This is a genomic window from Comamonadaceae bacterium OTU4NAUVB1, from assembly GCA_024372625.1.
Taxonomy (GTDB): Bacteria; Pseudomonadota; Gammaproteobacteria; order Burkholderiales; family Burkholderiaceae_C; genus Variovorax.
The window spans coordinates 3,109,822-3,125,946 of the sequence record CP099605.1; the positions used below are offsets into that span (position 1 = coordinate 3,109,822).

15 protein-coding genes are annotated in these 16,125 nt (G+C 68.7%); 2 read left to right on the plus strand and 13 right to left on the minus strand.

Features of this window, described 5'->3' with window-relative positions; translation table 11 throughout:
* Window positions 1–13: 13 nt before the first annotated feature.
* Genes NF681_18025 through NF681_18035 form a run of 3 tightly spaced genes read right to left on the minus strand, consistent with a single transcriptional unit; the run spans window position 14 to window position 5,687 of the window.
* Window positions 14–2,797, minus strand: coding sequence for a ligase-associated DNA damage response DEXH box helicase (locus NF681_18025; protein ID UST54141.1), 2,784 nt, complete (start codon window positions 2,795–2,797; stop codon window positions 14–16).
* Window positions 2,794–4,542, minus strand: coding sequence for an ATP-dependent DNA ligase (locus tag NF681_18030; protein UST54142.1), 1,749 nt, complete (start codon window positions 4,540–4,542; stop codon window positions 2,794–2,796). Before NF681_18030 ends, NF681_18025 begins: the two co-directional genes overlap by 4 nt.
* Window positions 4,539–5,687: a ligase-associated DNA damage response exonuclease gene (locus NF681_18035; protein UST54143.1), complete on the minus strand. Its 1,149-nt coding sequence runs from the start codon at window positions 5,685–5,687 to the stop codon at window positions 4,539–4,541. Before NF681_18035 ends, NF681_18030 begins: the two co-directional genes overlap by 4 nt.
* A gap of 197 nt (window positions 5,688–5,884) precedes the next feature.
* Between NF681_18035 and NF681_18040 the strand changes: the two genes are divergently transcribed.
* Complete coding sequence (locus tag NF681_18040; protein ID UST54144.1) at window positions 5,885–7,972, plus strand: diguanylate cyclase; 2,088 nt, start codon at window positions 5,885–5,887, stop codon at window positions 7,970–7,972.
* A 17-nt stretch (window positions 7,973–7,989) separates the two neighbouring features.
* Here the strand turns inward: NF681_18040 and NF681_18045 are convergent, their stop codons facing one another.
* From NF681_18045 to NF681_18090, 10 genes are all read right to left on the minus strand, one after another.
* Window positions 7,990–8,238, minus strand: a complete 249-nt coding sequence (locus NF681_18045; protein ID UST54145.1) for a hypothetical protein — start codon at window positions 8,236–8,238, stop codon at window positions 7,990–7,992.
* A gap of 237 nt (window positions 8,239–8,475) precedes the next feature.
* On the minus strand, window positions 8,476–8,895 hold the full coding sequence (locus NF681_18050; GenBank protein UST54146.1) for a F0F1 ATP synthase subunit epsilon: 420 nt from the start codon (window positions 8,893–8,895) through the stop codon (window positions 8,476–8,478).
* Complete coding sequence (gene atpD, locus NF681_18055) at window positions 8,895–10,310, minus strand: F0F1 ATP synthase subunit beta (GenBank protein ID UST54147.1); 1,416 nt, start codon at window positions 10,308–10,310, stop codon at window positions 8,895–8,897. Before atpD ends, NF681_18050 begins: the two co-directional genes overlap by 1 nt.
* A 46-nt stretch (window positions 10,311–10,356) precedes the next feature.
* Window positions 10,357–11,232, minus strand: a complete 876-nt coding sequence (atpG, locus tag NF681_18060; protein ID UST54148.1) for a F0F1 ATP synthase subunit gamma — start codon at window positions 11,230–11,232, stop codon at window positions 10,357–10,359.
* Window positions 11,233–11,285: 53 nt separating this feature from the next.
* Window positions 11,286–12,839, minus strand: a complete 1,554-nt coding sequence (gene atpA, locus NF681_18065) for a F0F1 ATP synthase subunit alpha (GenBank protein ID UST54149.1) — start codon at window positions 12,837–12,839, stop codon at window positions 11,286–11,288.
* Window positions 12,840–12,884: 45 nt separating this feature from the next.
* The gene (locus NF681_18070) at window positions 12,885–13,415 is read right to left on the minus strand and encodes a F0F1 ATP synthase subunit delta (protein UST54150.1); all 531 of its coding nucleotides are present in this window, start codon (window positions 13,413–13,415) and stop codon (window positions 12,885–12,887) included.
* 7 nt (window positions 13,416–13,422) lie between these two features.
* On the minus strand, window positions 13,423–13,893 hold the full coding sequence (locus NF681_18075; GenBank protein ID UST54151.1) for a F0F1 ATP synthase subunit B: 471 nt from the start codon (window positions 13,891–13,893) through the stop codon (window positions 13,423–13,425).
* Between the two features lie 33 nt (window positions 13,894–13,926).
* The gene (gene atpE / locus NF681_18080) at window positions 13,927–14,196 is read right to left on the minus strand and encodes a F0F1 ATP synthase subunit C (GenBank protein UST54152.1); all 270 of its coding nucleotides are present in this window, start codon (window positions 14,194–14,196) and stop codon (window positions 13,927–13,929) included.
* Between the two features lie 75 nt (window positions 14,197–14,271).
* Complete coding sequence (atpB, locus tag NF681_18085) at window positions 14,272–15,150, minus strand: F0F1 ATP synthase subunit A (protein UST54153.1); 879 nt, start codon at window positions 15,148–15,150, stop codon at window positions 14,272–14,274.
* A 22-nt stretch (window positions 15,151–15,172) separates the two neighbouring features.
* On the minus strand, window positions 15,173–15,670 hold the full coding sequence (locus NF681_18090; protein UST54154.1) for an ATP synthase subunit I: 498 nt from the start codon (window positions 15,668–15,670) through the stop codon (window positions 15,173–15,175).
* 132 nt (window positions 15,671–15,802) lie between these two features.
* Here NF681_18090 and NF681_18095 point away from each other — a divergent pair, with 132 nt between their 5' ends.
* Complete coding sequence (locus tag NF681_18095) at window positions 15,803–16,105, plus strand: DUF493 family protein (GenBank protein UST54155.1); 303 nt, start codon at window positions 15,803–15,805, stop codon at window positions 16,103–16,105.
* Window positions 16,106–16,125: the final 20 nt, after the last annotated feature.

Here is a 16,125-nt window from a genome sequence, read left to right on the forward strand (position 1 = left end):
CGCCCGCGCCGCGTCACAGCGGCGGCAGCGGCCGCGACGGCTTGCGGTCGCGTCGGCGCGACCGGTCGCGCGCCGCGCGGGCGGCCGCCGCGGTGCCGGGTGCCGGCGCCGGTTCGTCCGTGGCGCCGTCCGACGATGCCGCCGCCGCCCGCCGGTCGTCACCGCTTTCCTGGCCGAACGCCAGCCCGGCCTTCACGCGGTCCGCGCGGCCCACGGCGTCCAGCGCGATGGGCGCGTCCATCGCCGCGCGCGAACCCGCGTCGCCCACGCCGGCCTCGCCGCCGGCGGCCAGTTCGAGCTGGTCGACCATGCGCGCGATGCGGTCGGCCACGCTCTCGCTGGAGAGCTGTTCGCGGTAGCGCTCGATCATCAGCGGGAAGGCGAAGGGCGTCGGACGCGCCAGGGCGTGCAGCGACAGCGTCTGCGCGTTCATGCGCGCGAGGCTGGCGCGCAGGCGGCCGATCTCCAGCTCCTGCGCCAGCAGCTCCTGCTCGGCCTGCAGCAGCAACCGGTTTTCCGGGTCGTACTTGCGGAACACCTCCCAGAACAGCGAGGACGACGCCTGCAGCTGCTTGTTGCCGCGCTTCTCGCCCGGATAGCCCTGGAAGATCAGGCCGGAGACGCGCGCGATCTCGCGGAAGCGCCGCCGAGCCAGCTCGCCCGCGTTCAGGCTCTCCAGCACCTCGTGCAGCAGCGCCTGGCGCTCGCCGGCCTCGGCATCGGGCTGCGCCAGGGCCTGCCGGGCGCGCTCGTCGTGGCCGGCGTGCAGCATGCGCGGGAGCATGTCGGCCCAGTCGACCTCGGTGGCGCTCAGCAGCTCGAAGCCGTAGTCGTTGACCGCGATGGAGAAGGTGCGCGGCGCGTGCTGGGCGACGCGCCAGGCCAGCAGGCTGGCCAGCCCCAGGTGGACGTGGCGGCCGGCGAACGGGTAGAGGAAGAGGTGCCAGCCCTCGCGCGTCTTCAGCGTCTCGGCCAGCAGCGTGCGCGGCGTGGGCAGGGCCGACCAGCGCTGCTGCACGTCGAGCAGCGGGCGCACGCAGCGCAGCTCGGGCGTGTCGTAGCGGCCGGCCTCGGCCGCGGCGAGCTGGTCGAGCACGGCGGCCGCCAGGGTCACCGACAGGGGCACGCGCGTGCCGGCCCAGCGCGGCACGGCGTGGCGCCGGCCGGTCGCGCGCTTCACCCAGGCCGTCATCTCGCGGATGCGCACCAGCTCCAGCAGCCGGCCGCCGAAGAGGAAACACTCGCCCGGCTTCATGCGCGCGACGAAGCCCTCGTCGACGTGGCCCACGCGCGCCCCGCCGACGTACTGCACGCTCATGCTGGATTCGCTGACGATGGTGCCGATGTTGATGCGGTGCCGCCGCGCGAGGCGCGCATCGGGCACGCGCCAGACGCCGTGCGCGTCGGGCACGGCGCGCCGGTAGTCCGGGTACGCCTCCAGCGAGCGGCCGCCCTGGCGCACGAAGTCCAGGCACCATTCCCAGCTGTCGCGCGAGAGGTGGGCGAAGGCGGCGGTGCCGCGCACCTCGTCGTAGAGGTCGTCGGCGACGAAGCCGCCGCCCAGCGCCACCGTGACCAGGTGCTGCACCAGCACGTCGAGCGGGTGGTCGGGCGTGGCGCGCGACTCGATGTGCCCGGCCGCCACCGCCACCCGTGCCGCCGCGCCCTCGACGATCTCCAGGCTGTGCGTGGGCACCAGCGTGATGCGCGACGGCCGCCCCGGCGCGTGGCCCGAACGCCCGGCGCGCTGCAGCAGCCGCGCCACGCCCTTGGGCGAGCCGATCTGCAGCACGCGCTCCACCGGCAGGAAGTCCACGCCCAGGTCGAGGCTGGAGGTGCAGACCACCGCGCGCAGGTCGCCGCTCTTGAGTCCCGCCTCGACCCACTCGCGCGCCGCGCGGTCGAGCGAGCCGTGGTGCAGGGCGATCACGCCGGCCCATTCCGGACGCGCCTCCAGCAGGGCGCGATACCAGATCTCCGACTGGGCGCGCGTGTTGGCGAACACCAGCGTGGTCGCGCTGGTCTCGATCTCGCGCACCACCTGCGGCAGCATCGCCATGCCGAGGTGGCCGCCCCACGGAAAGCGCTCGGTGTAGGCCGGCAGCAGCGAATCGACGACCAGGTCCTTCTTCACCTGGCCCTGGACCATCGTGCCGCCGTCGTGGCCCAGCAGGGTGCGCATGCCCTCGGCCAGGTTGCCCAGCGTGGCCGACATGCCCCAGACGCACAGCGCCGGGTTCCAGCGCCGCAGCCGCGCCACGGCCAGCTGCACCTGCACGCCGCGCTTGTTGCCCATCAGCTCGTGCCACTCGTCCACCACCACCATCCGCACCGTGCCCAGCACCTCGGCCGCATCGGAGCGCGAGAGCAGCACCGACAGGCTCTCGGGCGTGGTGACCAGCACGGTGGGCAACTGGCGGTTCTGCGCGCTGCGCTCGGTCGCGGCGGTGTCGCCGCTGCGCGCCCCCGAGGTCCAGTCCGGCGCCAGCACCTCCAGCGGCTGGCGCAGGGCGCGCAACGTGTCGGCGGCGAGGGCGCGCATCGGCGTGATCCACAGCACCGTGAGCGGCGGCGCGACGAGCTTCGCGTTCGCGCGCGCGCTCGACGGCGTCGCCTTCAGCGGAAACGCGCGCAGCGCCCCCAGCCAGACCGCGTAGGTCTTGCCCGAACCGGTGGTGGCGTGCAGCAGGCCGGATTCGCCTTCGGCGATGGCCTTCCAGACCTCCTTCTGGAACTTGAAGGGCTTCCAGCCACGGTCGGTGAACCAGCCGGCGAGGTCGGCCAGCGTCAGCTTCATGGCGAGGCCGGCAGCAGCGCCGCCAGCGTCTCCAGCGAATCGGCCTCCTCCACCGGCTTGTCCTCGCGCCAGCGCAGCATGCGCGGAAAGCGCACGGCGATGCCGCTCTTGTGGCGCGTGCTGCGCGCGATGCCCTCGAAACCCAGCTCGAAGACCAGCGTCGGTTTCACGCTGCGCACCGGGCCGAAACTCTCGACGGTGGTCTTGCGCACGACGGCGTCGACGCGGCCCATCTCGGCGTCGGTGAGGCCGGAATACGCCTTGGCGAAGGGCACCAGCCGGCGCTCCGCGCTGCCGGGCGGTCCGTCCCAGACGGCGAAGGTGTAGTCGCTGTAGAGGCTCGCGCGCCGGCCGTGGCCGCGCTGGGCGTAGATCAGCACCGCGTCGATCGACAGCGGGTCGATCTTCCATTTCCACCAGGTGCCGACGTCCTTGGTGCGCCCGACGCCGTAGTGGGCGTCGCGCTGCTTGAGCATCATCCCCTCGACGCCCATCGCGCGCGCCGCCTCGCGCTGGCGCGCCAGGTCGGCCCAGTCGGTGCCGGTGAGCATCGGGCTCTCCAGCAGGCTCGGATGGCGCAGGTCGAGGATCAGCCGGTCGAGCAGCGCGCGGCGCGCGTGCTGCGGCATGGCGCGCAGGTCGCGGCCCTCCCATTCGAGCAGGTCGTAGCCCAGCAGCACCACCGGGAGTTCGCGCAGCAGCTTCGGCCCGAGCGTCTTGCGCCCGAGCCGGCGCTGCAGTTCGGCGAAGGGCTGCACGCGGCCCGCGCCGATGCCCTCCTTCATCTCCTCGTTGAATTCCGAGCTGGCCGCGTCGAGCTCGGCATCGACGCCGTCGGCCACCGGAACGTCGCCACGCCAGACGACGATCTCGCCGTCGATCACGGTGCCCTCGGGCAGCGCCTCGCCCATGGTGGCGAGTTCGGGAAAGCGGTCGGTCACCAGTTCCTCGCCACGCGACCACACCGACACCACGCCGGCGCGCCGCACGACCTGCGCGCGGATGCCGTCCCACTTCCATTCGACGATCCAGTCGGCCGGCGACCCGAGCACGGCGTCGAACTGCGCGACCGGCAACGCGAACGGATGGGCGAGGAAGAAGGGATAGGGCTGGCCGCTGGTCTTGCCGTCGCGTTCGCCCTCGCTCTCCGGCGCGATCAGCATGGCGTAGTCGGCCGCCGTGGGCTGGCCGGCGATGTGCGTGTAGCCCATGAGCCGCTGCGCCACGCGCTTGGCGTCGACCTCGCCGACCGCCGCCAGCGCCTGGGTCACCTGCAAGCGCGAGACGCCGACGCGGAAGCTGCCGGTCATCAGCTTGAAGTACACCAGGCGCTCGTCGGCGGCGAGCTGGCGCCACTGGGCGCGCAGCACCTCGGGCAAAGTCTCGGGCGCGGTTTTGCCGAGCGCGCGCAGTGGCAGCAGGTGCCGCTCGATCCAGACCGCCAGGCCCAGGTCGTGCCCCTCGGAGGGCGGCGGCAGCAGCAGCGCGAGCGTCTCGGCCAGGTCGCCGACGGCGTCGTAGCTTTCGTCGAACAGCCATTCGGGCAGGCCGGCGGCCTCCTGCGCCAGCGCGCGCAGGAGCTTGGTGGGCACCAGCTGGCGCGGCTTGCCGCCGGCGAGGAAGTACACGGCCCAGGCGGCGTCGGCCGGCGCGGCGTCGCGCAGGTACGCGCGCAGGGCCGACTGCTTGGCGAGGTTGGAGGTCGTCGAATCGAGTTCGCGGTACAGCGCGGCGAAGGCCTTCATGCGGTCGCGCCTCCCACCTCGGCGGGCAGGTCCGGCAATGGATCGGCGGCCTCGTCGGCGGCGGCCGCCGGCGCCTTCTCCGCGCCGCCGTCGGCCGGCGCCGCGGCACGATCGGCCACGTCGTCGTCGCCGTATTCGGTCTTGAAGCCCTGCGCCTCCAGTCCGTTCTCGTTGAGCCAGCGCACCAGGATCGCCACGCTGCCGTGGGTCACGAAGATGCGTTCGGCGCCGGTGCCGGCGATGGCCTTCTGCAGGCCGGGCCAGTCGGCGTGGTCGGACATCACGAAGCCCCGGTCGACGCCGCGCCGCCGGCGCGTGCCGCGCAGCTGCATCCAGCCGCTCGCGAAGGCATCGACGTAGTTGCCGAAGCGCTTCATCCACGGCGTGCCCTGCGCCGAGGGTGGCGCCAGCACCAGGGCGCGCTTGAGCATCTGCGCGTCGACGCCGGGGTCGCTGACACGGAAGGTCGGCGGCAGCGCCACGCCGGCGGCACGGTAGACGGCGTTGAGCGGCTCGACCGCGCCATGCACCACGATCGGCCCGATGGAGGCGTCGACGCCGTGCAGGATGCGCTGGGCCTTGCCGAAGGCATAGCACAGCAGCACCGAGGCGCGGCCCTCGTCGGCATTGCGCCGCCACCAGGCGTCGATGTCGACGATCAGTTCGGCCTGGGTCGGCCAGCGGTAGATGGGCAGGCCGAACGTGGATTCGGTGATGAAGGTGTCGCAGCGCACCGGCTCGAACGGCGCGCAGGTGCCGTCGGCGTCGGTCTTGTAGTCGCCCGAGGCGACCCACACGCGCCCGCCGTGTTCCAGCCGCACCTGCGCCGAGCCCAGCACGTGGCCGGCCGGATGCAGCGAGATGCGCACGCCGTTCTGCTCGATGGCCTCGCCATAGGCCAGGGTCTGCAGGTCGATGCCCGCGCCCAGGCGCGTGCGCAGGGTGCCTTCGCTGTCGGTGTGCGCGAGGTAGTGCGTGTGGCCGGTGCGCGCGTGGTCGGAGTGCGCGTGGGTGATGACGGCCCGATCGACCGGACGCCAGGGGTCGATGTAGAAGTCGCCGGCCGGGCAGTACAGGCCCTCCGGGCGGGCGACGACGAGGTCGCCGGGGCGCGACGCGGTGGAGACGGCAGGCGCTTCGGTCATGGCCGAGCATCGTAGGGCGCGGGTCGCCCCCATGCCCGATGCGGAAGCGCGAACCACTGTGGGCGACGGCCTACGGGTCTCTACGACTTAAGTATTCAGTTGGGAAATGGTTTCAGAATGCGCCCTGCCCATCGCGCCGTCCGGCGCACGACCCCGGCTCGCCGTCGCCGCGGCCGATCCTTTTTCCCCGGCCTCGAATGCACCTCCAGGACCCGTCGCCTTCCCCGTGGTCCGCGCTGTCGCGGCGGCTGCGCGACGCCGGCGGCTCGCTCAAGCTGCGCATCACGCTCGGCGGCATCGCGGCGCTGGGCCTGAGCATCGCGCTGACCTCGCTGCTGCTGGTGAGCCGGGCCGAGCGCGCCACGCTCGCGACCGAGCGCGAGCACGAGCTGACCGAGTCGGTGCGCACGGCGGCGTTGCTGTCGCGCCGCGTGATCGAGCTCCAGCGCGCGTTGGCCTCCGTCGTGCCCCAGCTCGATGCGGCCACGCTGGCGAGCGAGCCGGCGCTGGCGCGGTTCGCGAAGAACCAGCCATTCCTGCGGCGTCTCTTCGAGATGCTGTTCATCGCCGATCGCGAGGGCCGCGTCCGCATGTATGCCGACGAACAGGGCATCGGCCCCCAGAACGGCGACGTGGCCGACCGCGAATACTTCCGGCGTGCCGTGGCCGAAGGCCGCTCACAGATCTCCGGCGTGGTGCGCAACAAGCGCTCGGGCGAGCCGGTGGTCGTCTTCGCGCAGCCGGTGGTCGAGGCCGGCGTCGTGCGGGCCGTGGTCAGCGGCATCCTGCGCCTGACCGACCGCGATCTGCTCGATGGTCTGGTGGAAGTCCAGGAAGGCAACGCCGTCTCGGCCATGCTGATCGTGACCGACGCGGCGGGCCTGGTGCTGGCGCATCCCGATCGCGCGCGGGTGATGGGCAGCCTTGTGGACGAGCCAAGGTTGTCCCGGGCCTTCGCCGACTGGCAGCGCCTCGGCGCGCCGGTCGAGCCGCAAGGCCTGGCGGTCGAGCAGCCCGGCGAACTGGTCAGCGTGACCGGGGTGCCCGGACCCGACTGGCTGGTCTGGCGCGTGCGCAGCGAGGCGCTGCTGCTCGCGCCGCTGCACGAGGCGCGCCAGGACGCCCTGCGCGCGGCGGCGGGCCTCGTCGCGCTGTTCTCCGCCGGCCTGCTGCTGATGCTGGGCTGGCTGCTGCGGCCGCTCGGCCGCCTGCAGGACCGTGCGCTGCACCTCTTCGACGGCACCCTGGCCCCGCAGGACGGCTGGCCCGTGGCCGGTGGCGAGATCGGTGACCTGGCCCGCGTGCTGCGGCGCGTGGGCAGCGATCGCAACCACCTGGAACTGCGCAATGCCGAGGTGCTGGGCCAGCTGCGCTCGGTCATGCGCGCGGCACCGGCAGGCATCGCCATCGTGCGCGACGGGCGCTTCGAACTGGTGGGCACCGCCTTGCGCCGGTTGCTGGGATTCGATGCCGAGCCGTCCCCGGACCCGTCCGGGGATCCGTTGCTCGGTCATCCCGTGCAGCGCATCTTTTCGTCGCACCTCGACCATCCCCGCTTCGCCATCCTGGAGACGCAGGCCTTCGCGCGGCGCTGCGCCTACATGGGCGAATGGCGCCTGCGGCGTGACGACGGCACCCGCTTCTGGGCGCGGCTGCACAGCAAGCCGGTCGACGCCGACGATCCGTCGCGGGGAGCGATCTGGATCGTCGACGACATCGACGAGGCCCACGCGGCGCACGAGCACCTCAAGTGGACGGCCACGCACGACCCCCTGACCGGACTGGCCAATCGCGGCGTCCTCACGCAACGCGCCGAGGCGCTGATCGCGACCCTGCCGCACGCACGGCCCGCGGTCATCGTGTTCATCGACCTCGACCACTTCAAGCCGGTCAACGACCTCGCGGGCCACGGCGCGGGCGACCTCATGCTGCTGGCGGTGGCCAGGGCCATGACGACGCGCGTGCGCGGCGACGATCTGGTGGCGCGCCTGGGTGGCGACGAGTTCGCGCTGCTGCTCGAGGACTGCAGCCACGACACCGCCCTGCGCATCGCCCGGGATGTGCGCGAGGGCATCGCGCGGATCGCGATGCCCTGGGAAGGCGGAACGCTGACCGTGGGCGCCAGCCTGGGCGTGGCCAGCCTGACGGCGCGGACGCGGGACATCGCCCAATGGCTGGACGCCGCCGATGCGGCCTGCTACGCGGCCAAGCGCGCCGGGCGCGGCGGCGTGCGCTCGGCATCAAGCCCGCAGACGTCGGCGCCATCGGACCGGCGTCCGGTCTGAGCGATGCGGGCGGACGATCAGCCCGCGTCCTTCAAGGCCTTCTTGGCCTTGTCGGCCGAACGCTGCGACCGGTTCTTGTGATAACCCGACTTGACGTTGTTGACGGCCTTGCCGACCGGGCCGCTCTTCCTGGCCTCGCTGTCCGCACGCTTTTCGTCGATCTTGTGTTTGGCCGCATCGGTGGCCTCGGAGGCGGCCTTGCCGATCTGGGCACTGGCGGTCATGACGGCGAGCGAGGCGGCGAGCGCCACGAGGATCTTGTGCATCGGGTCTTCCTGAAGTTGGGTGTCGGATCGAAAGGATGGTGACGCCACGGGATCGATGCCGGCGTCAGCCGGCGCCCTCATCGCGCCTGCCGGCCTGCGCCACGCCGACGAACCGGTCGGGACGACGACCGATCCGGCCATGAAAAAACCGCCCGAAGGCGGTTGTTGCGACAAGACTGGCGACACTGGGGACGGGTCGGAGACCACCGCCCGTCGCGCACCGGCCGTTGCCCGGGATCACTTCTTCTGGCGGAACTTCCGCAGGGCCGCCAGTTGCGCGGCCATCACGGCCAGTTCGGACTGCGCCATGGCGATGTCGATGTCGCTCTTGGCGTTCTTCAGCGCTTCCTCGGCGGCCGCCTTGGCCTTGCTCGCCTTCTCGTCGTCGAGGTCCTTGCCGCGGATGGCGGTGTCGGACAGCACGGTGACGGTATCGGGCTGCACCTCCAGGATGCCGCCGGCGACGAAGACGAACTCCTCGCCGCCATCGGCCATCTCGATGCGCACGGCACCGGGACGGATGCGCGTGATGAGGGGCGTGTGGCGCGGGTAGATGCCCAACTCGCCGGCTTCGCCGGGCAGCGCAACGAATTTAGCTTCGCCGGAGAAGATCGACTCCTCCGCGCTGACCACGTCGACGTGAATGGTGTTGGCCATCAGGCGACCTTCTTGGCCTTCTCGAAGGCTTCGTCGATGGTGCCGACCATGTAGAACGCCTGCTCGGGCAGATGGTCGGCCTCGCCGTTGACGATCATCTTGAAGCCGCGGATGGTCTCGGACAGCGGCACGTACTTGCCAGGCGAACCGGTGAACACCTCGGCGACGTGGAACGGCTGCGACAGGAAACGCTGGATCTTGCGGGCGCGGGCCACGGCGAGCTTGTCGTCGGGCGCCAGTTCGTCCATGCCCAGGATGGCGATGATGTCGCGCAGTTCCTTGTAGCGCTGCAGCGTGTTCTGCACCGAGCGGGCCACGTTGTAGTGCTCCTCGCCGACCACGTTCGGGTCGAGCTGGCGCGACGTCGAGTCCAGCGGGTCCACGGCGGGGTAGATGCCGAGCGAGGCGATGTCGCGCGACAGCACCACGGTCGAGTCCAGGTGGGCGAAGGTGGTGGCGGGGGACGGGTCGGTCAGGTCGTCCGCGGGAACGTACACGGCCTGGATCGAGGTGATCGAGCCGACCTTGGTCGACGTGATGCGCTCCTGCAGGCGGCCCATTTCCTCGGCCAGCGTCGGCTGGTAGCCCACGGCCGAAGGCATGCGGCCCAGCAGTGCCGACACTTCGGTGCCGGCCAGGGTGTAGCGATAGATGTTGTCCACGAAGAACAGCACGTCGCGGCCTTCGTCGCGGAACGATTCGGCGATGGTCAGACCCGTCAGGGCCACGCGCAGGCGGTTGCCCGGGGGCTCGTTCATCTGGCCGTAGACCATGGCGACCTTCGAGTCCTCGAGCTTGTCGAGGTTCACGACGCCGGAGTCGGCCATCTCGTGATAGAAGTCGTTGCCTTCGCGGGTCCGCTCGCCCACGCCGGCGAACACCGACAGACCCGAGTGGGCCTTGGCGATGTTGTTGATGAGTTCCATCATGTTCACGGTCTTGCCCACGCCGGCACCGCCGAACAGGCCCACCTTGCCGCCCTTGGCGAACGGACACACCAGGTCGATCACCTTGATGCCGGTCTCCAGCAGGTCGGTCGACGGCGAGAGTTCGTCATAGGCCGGCGCCTTGCGGTGGATCGAGGCGGTCAGCTCCTGGCTCACCGGGCCGCGTTCGTCGATGGGCGAACCCAGCACGTCCATGATCCGGCCCAGCGTCGCCTTGCCCACGGGCACGGTGATCGGTGCCTGGGTGTTGGTGACCACCAGACCACGGCGCAGGCCGTCGGACGAGCCCAGCGCGATGGTGCGCACCACGCCGTCGCCGAGCTGCTGCTGCACCTCGAGCGTCAGCGCGCTGCCCTCGAACTTGAGGGCGTCGTAGATCTTGGGCATGCGGTCGCGTGGGAATTCCACGTCGACCACGGCACCGATGCATTGAACGATCCTGCCTTGCACTGCATTGTCTTGAGCCATCATCTGCTCCAATTGATTTTTGAATCTGGTTGAGGGCGTCTGGGATTCAGACGCCAGCGGCCGCTGCGGCGCCCGAAACGATTTCCGACAGCTCTTTGGTGATCCCGGCCTGACGCGTCTTGTTGTAGACGAGCTTCAGTTCGCTGATCACGTTGCCGGCGTTGTCGGTGGCCGACTTCATCGCCACCATGCGCGCCGACTGCTCCGACGCCATGTTCTCGGCCACCGCCTGGTAGACCAGCGACTCGACGTACCGCACGAGCAGTTCGTCGATCACGCTGGGCGCATCGGGCTCGTAGATGTAGTCCCACGACATCTGGCCGGCTTCGACCTTCATCGAGTCCGCGGCCAGCGGCAGCAGTTGCTCGACGACCGATTCCTGCTTCATCGTGTTGATGAACTTGGTGTAGCAGACGTAGACGGCGCCGAGCTTGCCTTCGGCATAGGCGTCGAGCAGCACCTTGACGGGCCCGATGAGCTTGTCCAGGTGGGGCGTGTCGCCGAGCTGCGTCACGTGCGACACCACGCGGGCGCCGACACGATTGAGGAAGCCCAGGCCCTTATTGCCGATCGCCACCGCCTCGATGCCCATGCCGGCCGCCTGATGCTCGCGCAGCTTGATGGTCAGCGCGCGCAGCACGTTGGTGTTCATGCCGCCGCACAGGCCCTTGTCGGTCGTCACCAGGATGAAGCCCGCGGCCTTGGCCTCGTTGGTCTTCATGAAGGCGTGCGTGTATTCCGGATTGGCCTGGCCGAGGTTGGCCGCCACGTGACGGATCTTCTCGCTGTACGGACGCGCGGCGCGCATGCGTTCCTGCGCCTTGCGCATCTTCGACGCGGCCACCATTTCCATGGCCTTGGTGATCTTCTTGGTGTTCTCCACCGATTTGATCTTGCCGCGAATTTCCTTGCCGGCTGCCATAGATGCTCCTTAGGCGGGGGTGGTCACGAATGCCATCGACGATGCCGACGGCATCAGGCGAACGACTTCTTGAAGGTCGTGATGGCGGTGGTCAGTTCGGCTTCGGCGTCCTTGTCGAGCGCCTTGGCCTTCTCGATCTTGTCGAGCAGCGCGGCATGGCTGGTCTTCAGGAACTGGTGCAGGCCGTGTTCGAAGGACAAGACCTTCTTGACGTCGATGTCGTCCATGAAACCCTTGTTCACCGCGAACAGCGTGGCACCCATCAGCGAGATCGACAGCGGGCTGTATTGCGCCTGCTTGAGCAGTTCGGTCACGCGGGCGCCGCGGTCGAGCTGCTTGCGGGTGGCTTCGTCCAGGTCCGAGGCGAACTGCGCGAACGCGGCCAGCTCACGGTACTGGGCGAGGTCGGTACGGATACCGCCCGACAGGCTCTTGATGATCTTCGTCTGGGCCGACGAACCCACGCGCGACACCGAGATGCCGGCGTTGATGGCGGGGCGGATGCCGGCGTTGAACAGCGAGGTCTCCAGGAAGATCTGACCGTCGGTGATCGAGATCACGTTGGTGGGCACGAAGGCGGACACGTCGCCCGCTTGCGTCTCGATGATCGGCAGCGCGGTCAGCGAGCCGGTCTTGCCCTTGACCGCGCCCTTGGTGAAGGCCTCGACGTAGTCGGCGTTCACGCGCGCGGCGCGCTCGAGCAGGCGGCTGTGGAGATAGAACACGTCGCCGGGATAGGCTTCGCGGCCCGGCGGGCGGCGCAGCAGCAGCGAGACCTGGCGGTAGGCGACGGCCTGCTTGGACAGGTCGTCATAGACGATCAGCGCGTCCTCGCCGCGATCGCGGAAGTACTCGCCCATCGTGCAACCCGAATAGGCCGACACGTACTGCATGGCGGCCGACTCGGACGCCGAGGCGGCGACGACAATCGTGTAGTCCATCGCACCTGCCTGTTCCAGCGCGCGCACGACGTTCTTGATCGACGAGGCCTTCTGGCCGATGGCGACGTAGACGCAGGTGACGCCCTGGCCCTTCTGGTTGATGATGGCGTCGATCGCCACGGCGGTCTTGCCGGTCTGGCGGTCGCCGATGATCAGTTCGCGCTGGCCGCGACCGACGGGGACCATCGAGTCGATCGACTTCAGGCCGGTCTGCAGGGGCTGGTCGACGGACTTCCGTGCGATCACGCCGGGCGCGACCTTCTCGATGACGTCGGTCATCTTGGCGTTGATCGGACCCTTGCCGTCGATCGGCTGGCCCAGCGCATTGACGACGCGGCCGATGAGCTCGGGGCCGACAGGCACTTCCAGGATGCGGCCCGTGCACTTGACGGTCGAGCCTTCGGAGATGTGCTCGTACTCGCCCAGGATCACGGCGCCGACGGAGTCGCGCTCGAGGTTCAGTGCCAGGCCGTACGACGGCGTGCCGTCGGCGGTGGCCGTGAACTCGAGCATTTCACCCTGCATCGCGTCCGACAGGCCGTGCACGCGCACGATGCCGTCGGTCACGGAGACCACGGTGCCCTGGTTGCGGATGTCGGAGCTGGCGCCGAGGCCTTCGATGCGGCTCTTGATGAGTTCGGAAATCTCTGCGGGATTGAGTTGCATGACTCTTTCCTTCTTTCAATAAATGGGGCCGACCGCCTCGCCGCATCAAGCGGTGAGCGCTGCTTTCATTTGCTCGAGACGCGCCTTCACGGAGGTGTCGAGGACTTCATCGCCCACGACGACACGGATGCCGCCGATGAGCGAAGGATCGCTTTCCACACGCGTGGTCAGCTTGCGGCCGAAACGGCGTTCGAGCGCACTGCCGATGTCGCGCAAGGTGGCGTCGTCGATCGGGAAGGCGCTGTGGATCACCGCGTCCGACGAGCCGCTCTGCGCGTTCTGGAGCATGCGGTACTGGGCGGCGACTTCGGGCAGCGCGGCGATCCGGCCGTTGTCGATCACCGTGCGCAGGAAGTTCTTGCCGTGATCGGGCAGCACGTGGGACGTGAGGCCGGAGACGAGGTCGAAGACCTGGTCGGAAGTGACCTTCGGATCGGACGCGAACTGCAGCAGCTGCGGCGTCGCGGCGATCGTCGCGAGTTGCTCCAGCCAGCCGGCCGTGCCTTCGAGGTCGTTCGAGGACGCCTGGAAGAGGGCATCGGCGTACGGACGGGCGATGGTGGCGAGTTCGGCCATGTCGTCCTCAGAGCTCGGTCTTCAGGCGGGCGAGCAGGTCGGCATGGACGCCGGCGTCGACTTCCTTGCGGAGAATCTGCTCGGCGCCCTTGACGGCCAGCGCGGCGACCTGCTCGCGCAGGACCTCGCGGGCACGCACGGACTGCTGCTCGGCTTCGGCGTGGGCGGCGGTCACGATCTTGTTGGCTTCCAGCGTCGCGCGGCCCTTGGCCTCCTCGACGATCTGCTGGGCACGGCGCTCGGCGTCGGCCAGGAGGCTGGTCGTCTCGTTGCGGGACTTCACCAGCTCTTGCTCGACACGCTGGTTGGCCGAGGCGAGCTCGGCCTTGGCCTTGTCGGAGGCCGCCAGGCCCGCGGCGATCTTTTGTGCGCGTTCGTCCAGCGCCTTCGCGATGGGCGGCCACACGAACTTCATCGTGAACAGCACCAGCAGCAGGAAGACGATGGCCTGAACGAACAGGGTCGCGTTGATACTCACGGCAACACCTTTCTAGAGTGGCGTTGAACGGACTTAACGGGGAAGGTTGGCCAGGAACGTCGCGGCGAACGGGTTGGCGAAAGCGAACAGCAGGGCGATGGCCACGCCGATCAGGAACGCGGCGTCGATCAGACCGGCCAAGATGAACATCTTGGTTTGCAGGTCGTTCATGAGTTCGGGCTGACGCGCCGATGCCTCGAGGAACTTGCCGCCCATCAGAGCGATGCCGATGGAAGCACCGATCGCGCCGAGACCGACGATCAAACCACTAGCCAGAGCGACGAGACCGAGAATGTTTTCCATGATGACTCCTTAGATTACAGATTGAAAGCGAAAGAAAAAACGAGAGCAGGCAAGGGAACGGGCGAGCAACGAGGCTCAGTGACCTTCATGCGCCTGGCCCAGATAGATGAGCGTCAGCATCATGAAAATGAACGCCTGAAGCGTGATCACCAGGATGTGGAAGATCGCCCAGACAGTTCCGGCAATGATGTGCCCGATGGGCAACAGCACTCCCGAGAACGAAGCCGCCATCGCACCGCCCATGAGCGCGATCAGCATGAAGACCAGTTCGCCGGCATACATGTTGCCGAACAGCCGCATGCCGTGCGAGACGGTCTTGGCGAGGTATTCGATGACCTGCATCAGGAAGTTGATGGGCCAGAGCACGGGGTGCGCACCGAAGGGTGCGGTGATGAGTTCGTGGCCCCAGCCGCCCAGGCCCTTGATCTTGATGCTGTAGAAGAGGCACAGCAGCAGCACGGAAGTCGACAGACCCAGCGTGGTGGAAAGGTCGGCCGTGGGCACGACGCGCATGTATGCGTGGGCCGGATCGCCACCGGTGGCGCCATGGAACTTGGCCCAGAGCGCAGGCAGCAGGTCGACCGGCAGCATGTCCATCGCGTTCAGCAGGAAGATCCACACGAACACGGTGAGCGCGAGCGGTGCGATGAACTTGCGGCTCTTGGCGTTGTGGATGTTGGCACGCGCCTGGTTGTCCACCATCTCGACCAGGATCTCCACCGCGGCCTGGAAGCGCCCCGGCACGCCGGCGGTCGCCTTGCGGGCGGCCAGCCACAGCACGAAGCAGCCGATCACACCGATCACCAGCGCATAGAGCACCGAGTCGAGGTTGATGACGTTGAAGTCGACGATCGCCTTCTGGGTGACGGGCTCGAGGCCCCAATTCACCTGCCAATGCTGCAAGTGGTGAACGATGTATTCACTCGCGGTCGGTGCGTGTCCTTCAGCGGCCATCTTTACGCGTCTCTCTAAAGAATCAAATACGGTTCAACAACTTGGGCCGTACCACGAGGGCGACCCAATACATCTTCATCGCGGCCACCACCCCGGCGAGCAGCGCCAGCCAGTTCAGGCCACCGACCACCCAGGGCGCCGCCGCCAGAAAGGCCACGGTGAGCACGAGTTTGGTCATCTCCCAGACAGCGAACCTCAGCATGGCGGCAGCGGGAGCACCCGCCTGCGAACCCAGCCTGGTTCCTCTGACGAGACCCCGGACGAACAACGCCGCCGGGATCGCCACTGCCAGCGCTCCATAGAGTGCCGACGCACCGGCCACCGGCCGACCCGTCCAGACCCATGCGATTCCCGCCACGACCAGCCCTGCGACCACTTGGGCCACGATCACCCACCAGGGGGAAGGTTCGGGATGGGTTTGACGCAGCTGTTGCGCCTCCTGGGCGCTCAGCGGCTTGAAATCGGAGTCTTCGACATCCACATCGACATTCGTCCGGTTTTCAAGGGTGCTGGTTGTCATTGGAATGCGCACCGCAGGTTTACAGAGAACTGCCGAATTTTACAAAGCCATTGATTATAAGTAAAAACCCCCGCGATCCGACCATGACCGAGCAGGTGCATGGGGAACTTTATATCTTCGTGCTTACACGCCATGACTCAAACCCCGCCCTTTCCCTCTGAAGACCCGTCGTCGCCCACGCCCTCGCTGATCGAATATCCGTCGCTTTTTCCCATCAAGGTGATGGGCGCGAAGGTGGACGGCTTCGTCCACGCGGTGACGCAGATCGCCGAGCGCTTCGATCCGGGATTCGACGCGAGCAACATCGAACTGCGTCCGAGCAAGGGCAGCAACTACCTCGGCGTGACGATCACCGTCACGGCCACGAGCCGCGAACAGCTCGACGAGCTCTACCGCACGCTGTCTTCGCACCCCCTGGTCAAGGTGGTGCTTTGACGCCATCGACCGGTGGGTCG

Coding starts and splice junctions, on each gene's coding strand:
- atpB (UST54153.1), bottom strand. CDS start 15,150: ATGGCCGCTGAAGGACACGCACCGACCGCGAGTGAATACATCGTTCAC.
- atpE (UST54152.1), bottom strand. CDS start 14,196: ATGGAAAACATTCTCGGTCTCGTCGCTCTGGCTAGTGGTTTGATCGTC.
- NF681_18025 (UST54141.1), bottom strand. CDS start 2,797: ATGAAGCTGACGCTGGCCGACCTCGCCGGCTGGTTCACCGACCGTGGC.
- NF681_18090 (UST54154.1), bottom strand. CDS start 15,670: ATGACAACCAGCACCCTTGAAAACCGGACGAATGTCGATGTGGATGTC.
- NF681_18030 (UST54142.1), bottom strand. CDS start 4,542: ATGAAGGCCTTCGCCGCGCTGTACCGCGAACTCGATTCGACGACCTCC.
- atpA (UST54149.1), bottom strand. CDS start 12,839: ATGCAACTCAATCCCGCAGAGATTTCCGAACTCATCAAGAGCCGCATC.
- NF681_18070 (UST54150.1), bottom strand. CDS start 13,415: ATGGCCGAACTCGCCACCATCGCCCGTCCGTACGCCGATGCCCTCTTC.
- NF681_18040 (UST54144.1), top strand. CDS start 5,885: ATGCACCTCCAGGACCCGTCGCCTTCCCCGTGGTCCGCGCTGTCGCGG.
- atpD (UST54147.1), bottom strand. CDS start 10,310: ATGGCTCAAGACAATGCAGTGCAAGGCAGGATCGTTCAATGCATCGGT.
- NF681_18045 (UST54145.1), bottom strand. CDS start 8,238: ATGCACAAGATCCTCGTGGCGCTCGCCGCCTCGCTCGCCGTCATGACC.
- NF681_18095 (UST54155.1), top strand. CDS start 15,803: ATGACTCAAACCCCGCCCTTTCCCTCTGAAGACCCGTCGTCGCCCACG.
- NF681_18050 (UST54146.1), bottom strand. CDS start 8,895: ATGGCCAACACCATTCACGTCGACGTGGTCAGCGCGGAGGAGTCGATC.
- atpG (UST54148.1), bottom strand. CDS start 11,232: ATGGCAGCCGGCAAGGAAATTCGCGGCAAGATCAAATCGGTGGAGAAC.
- NF681_18035 (UST54143.1), bottom strand. CDS start 5,687: ATGACCGAAGCGCCTGCCGTCTCCACCGCGTCGCGCCCCGGCGACCTC.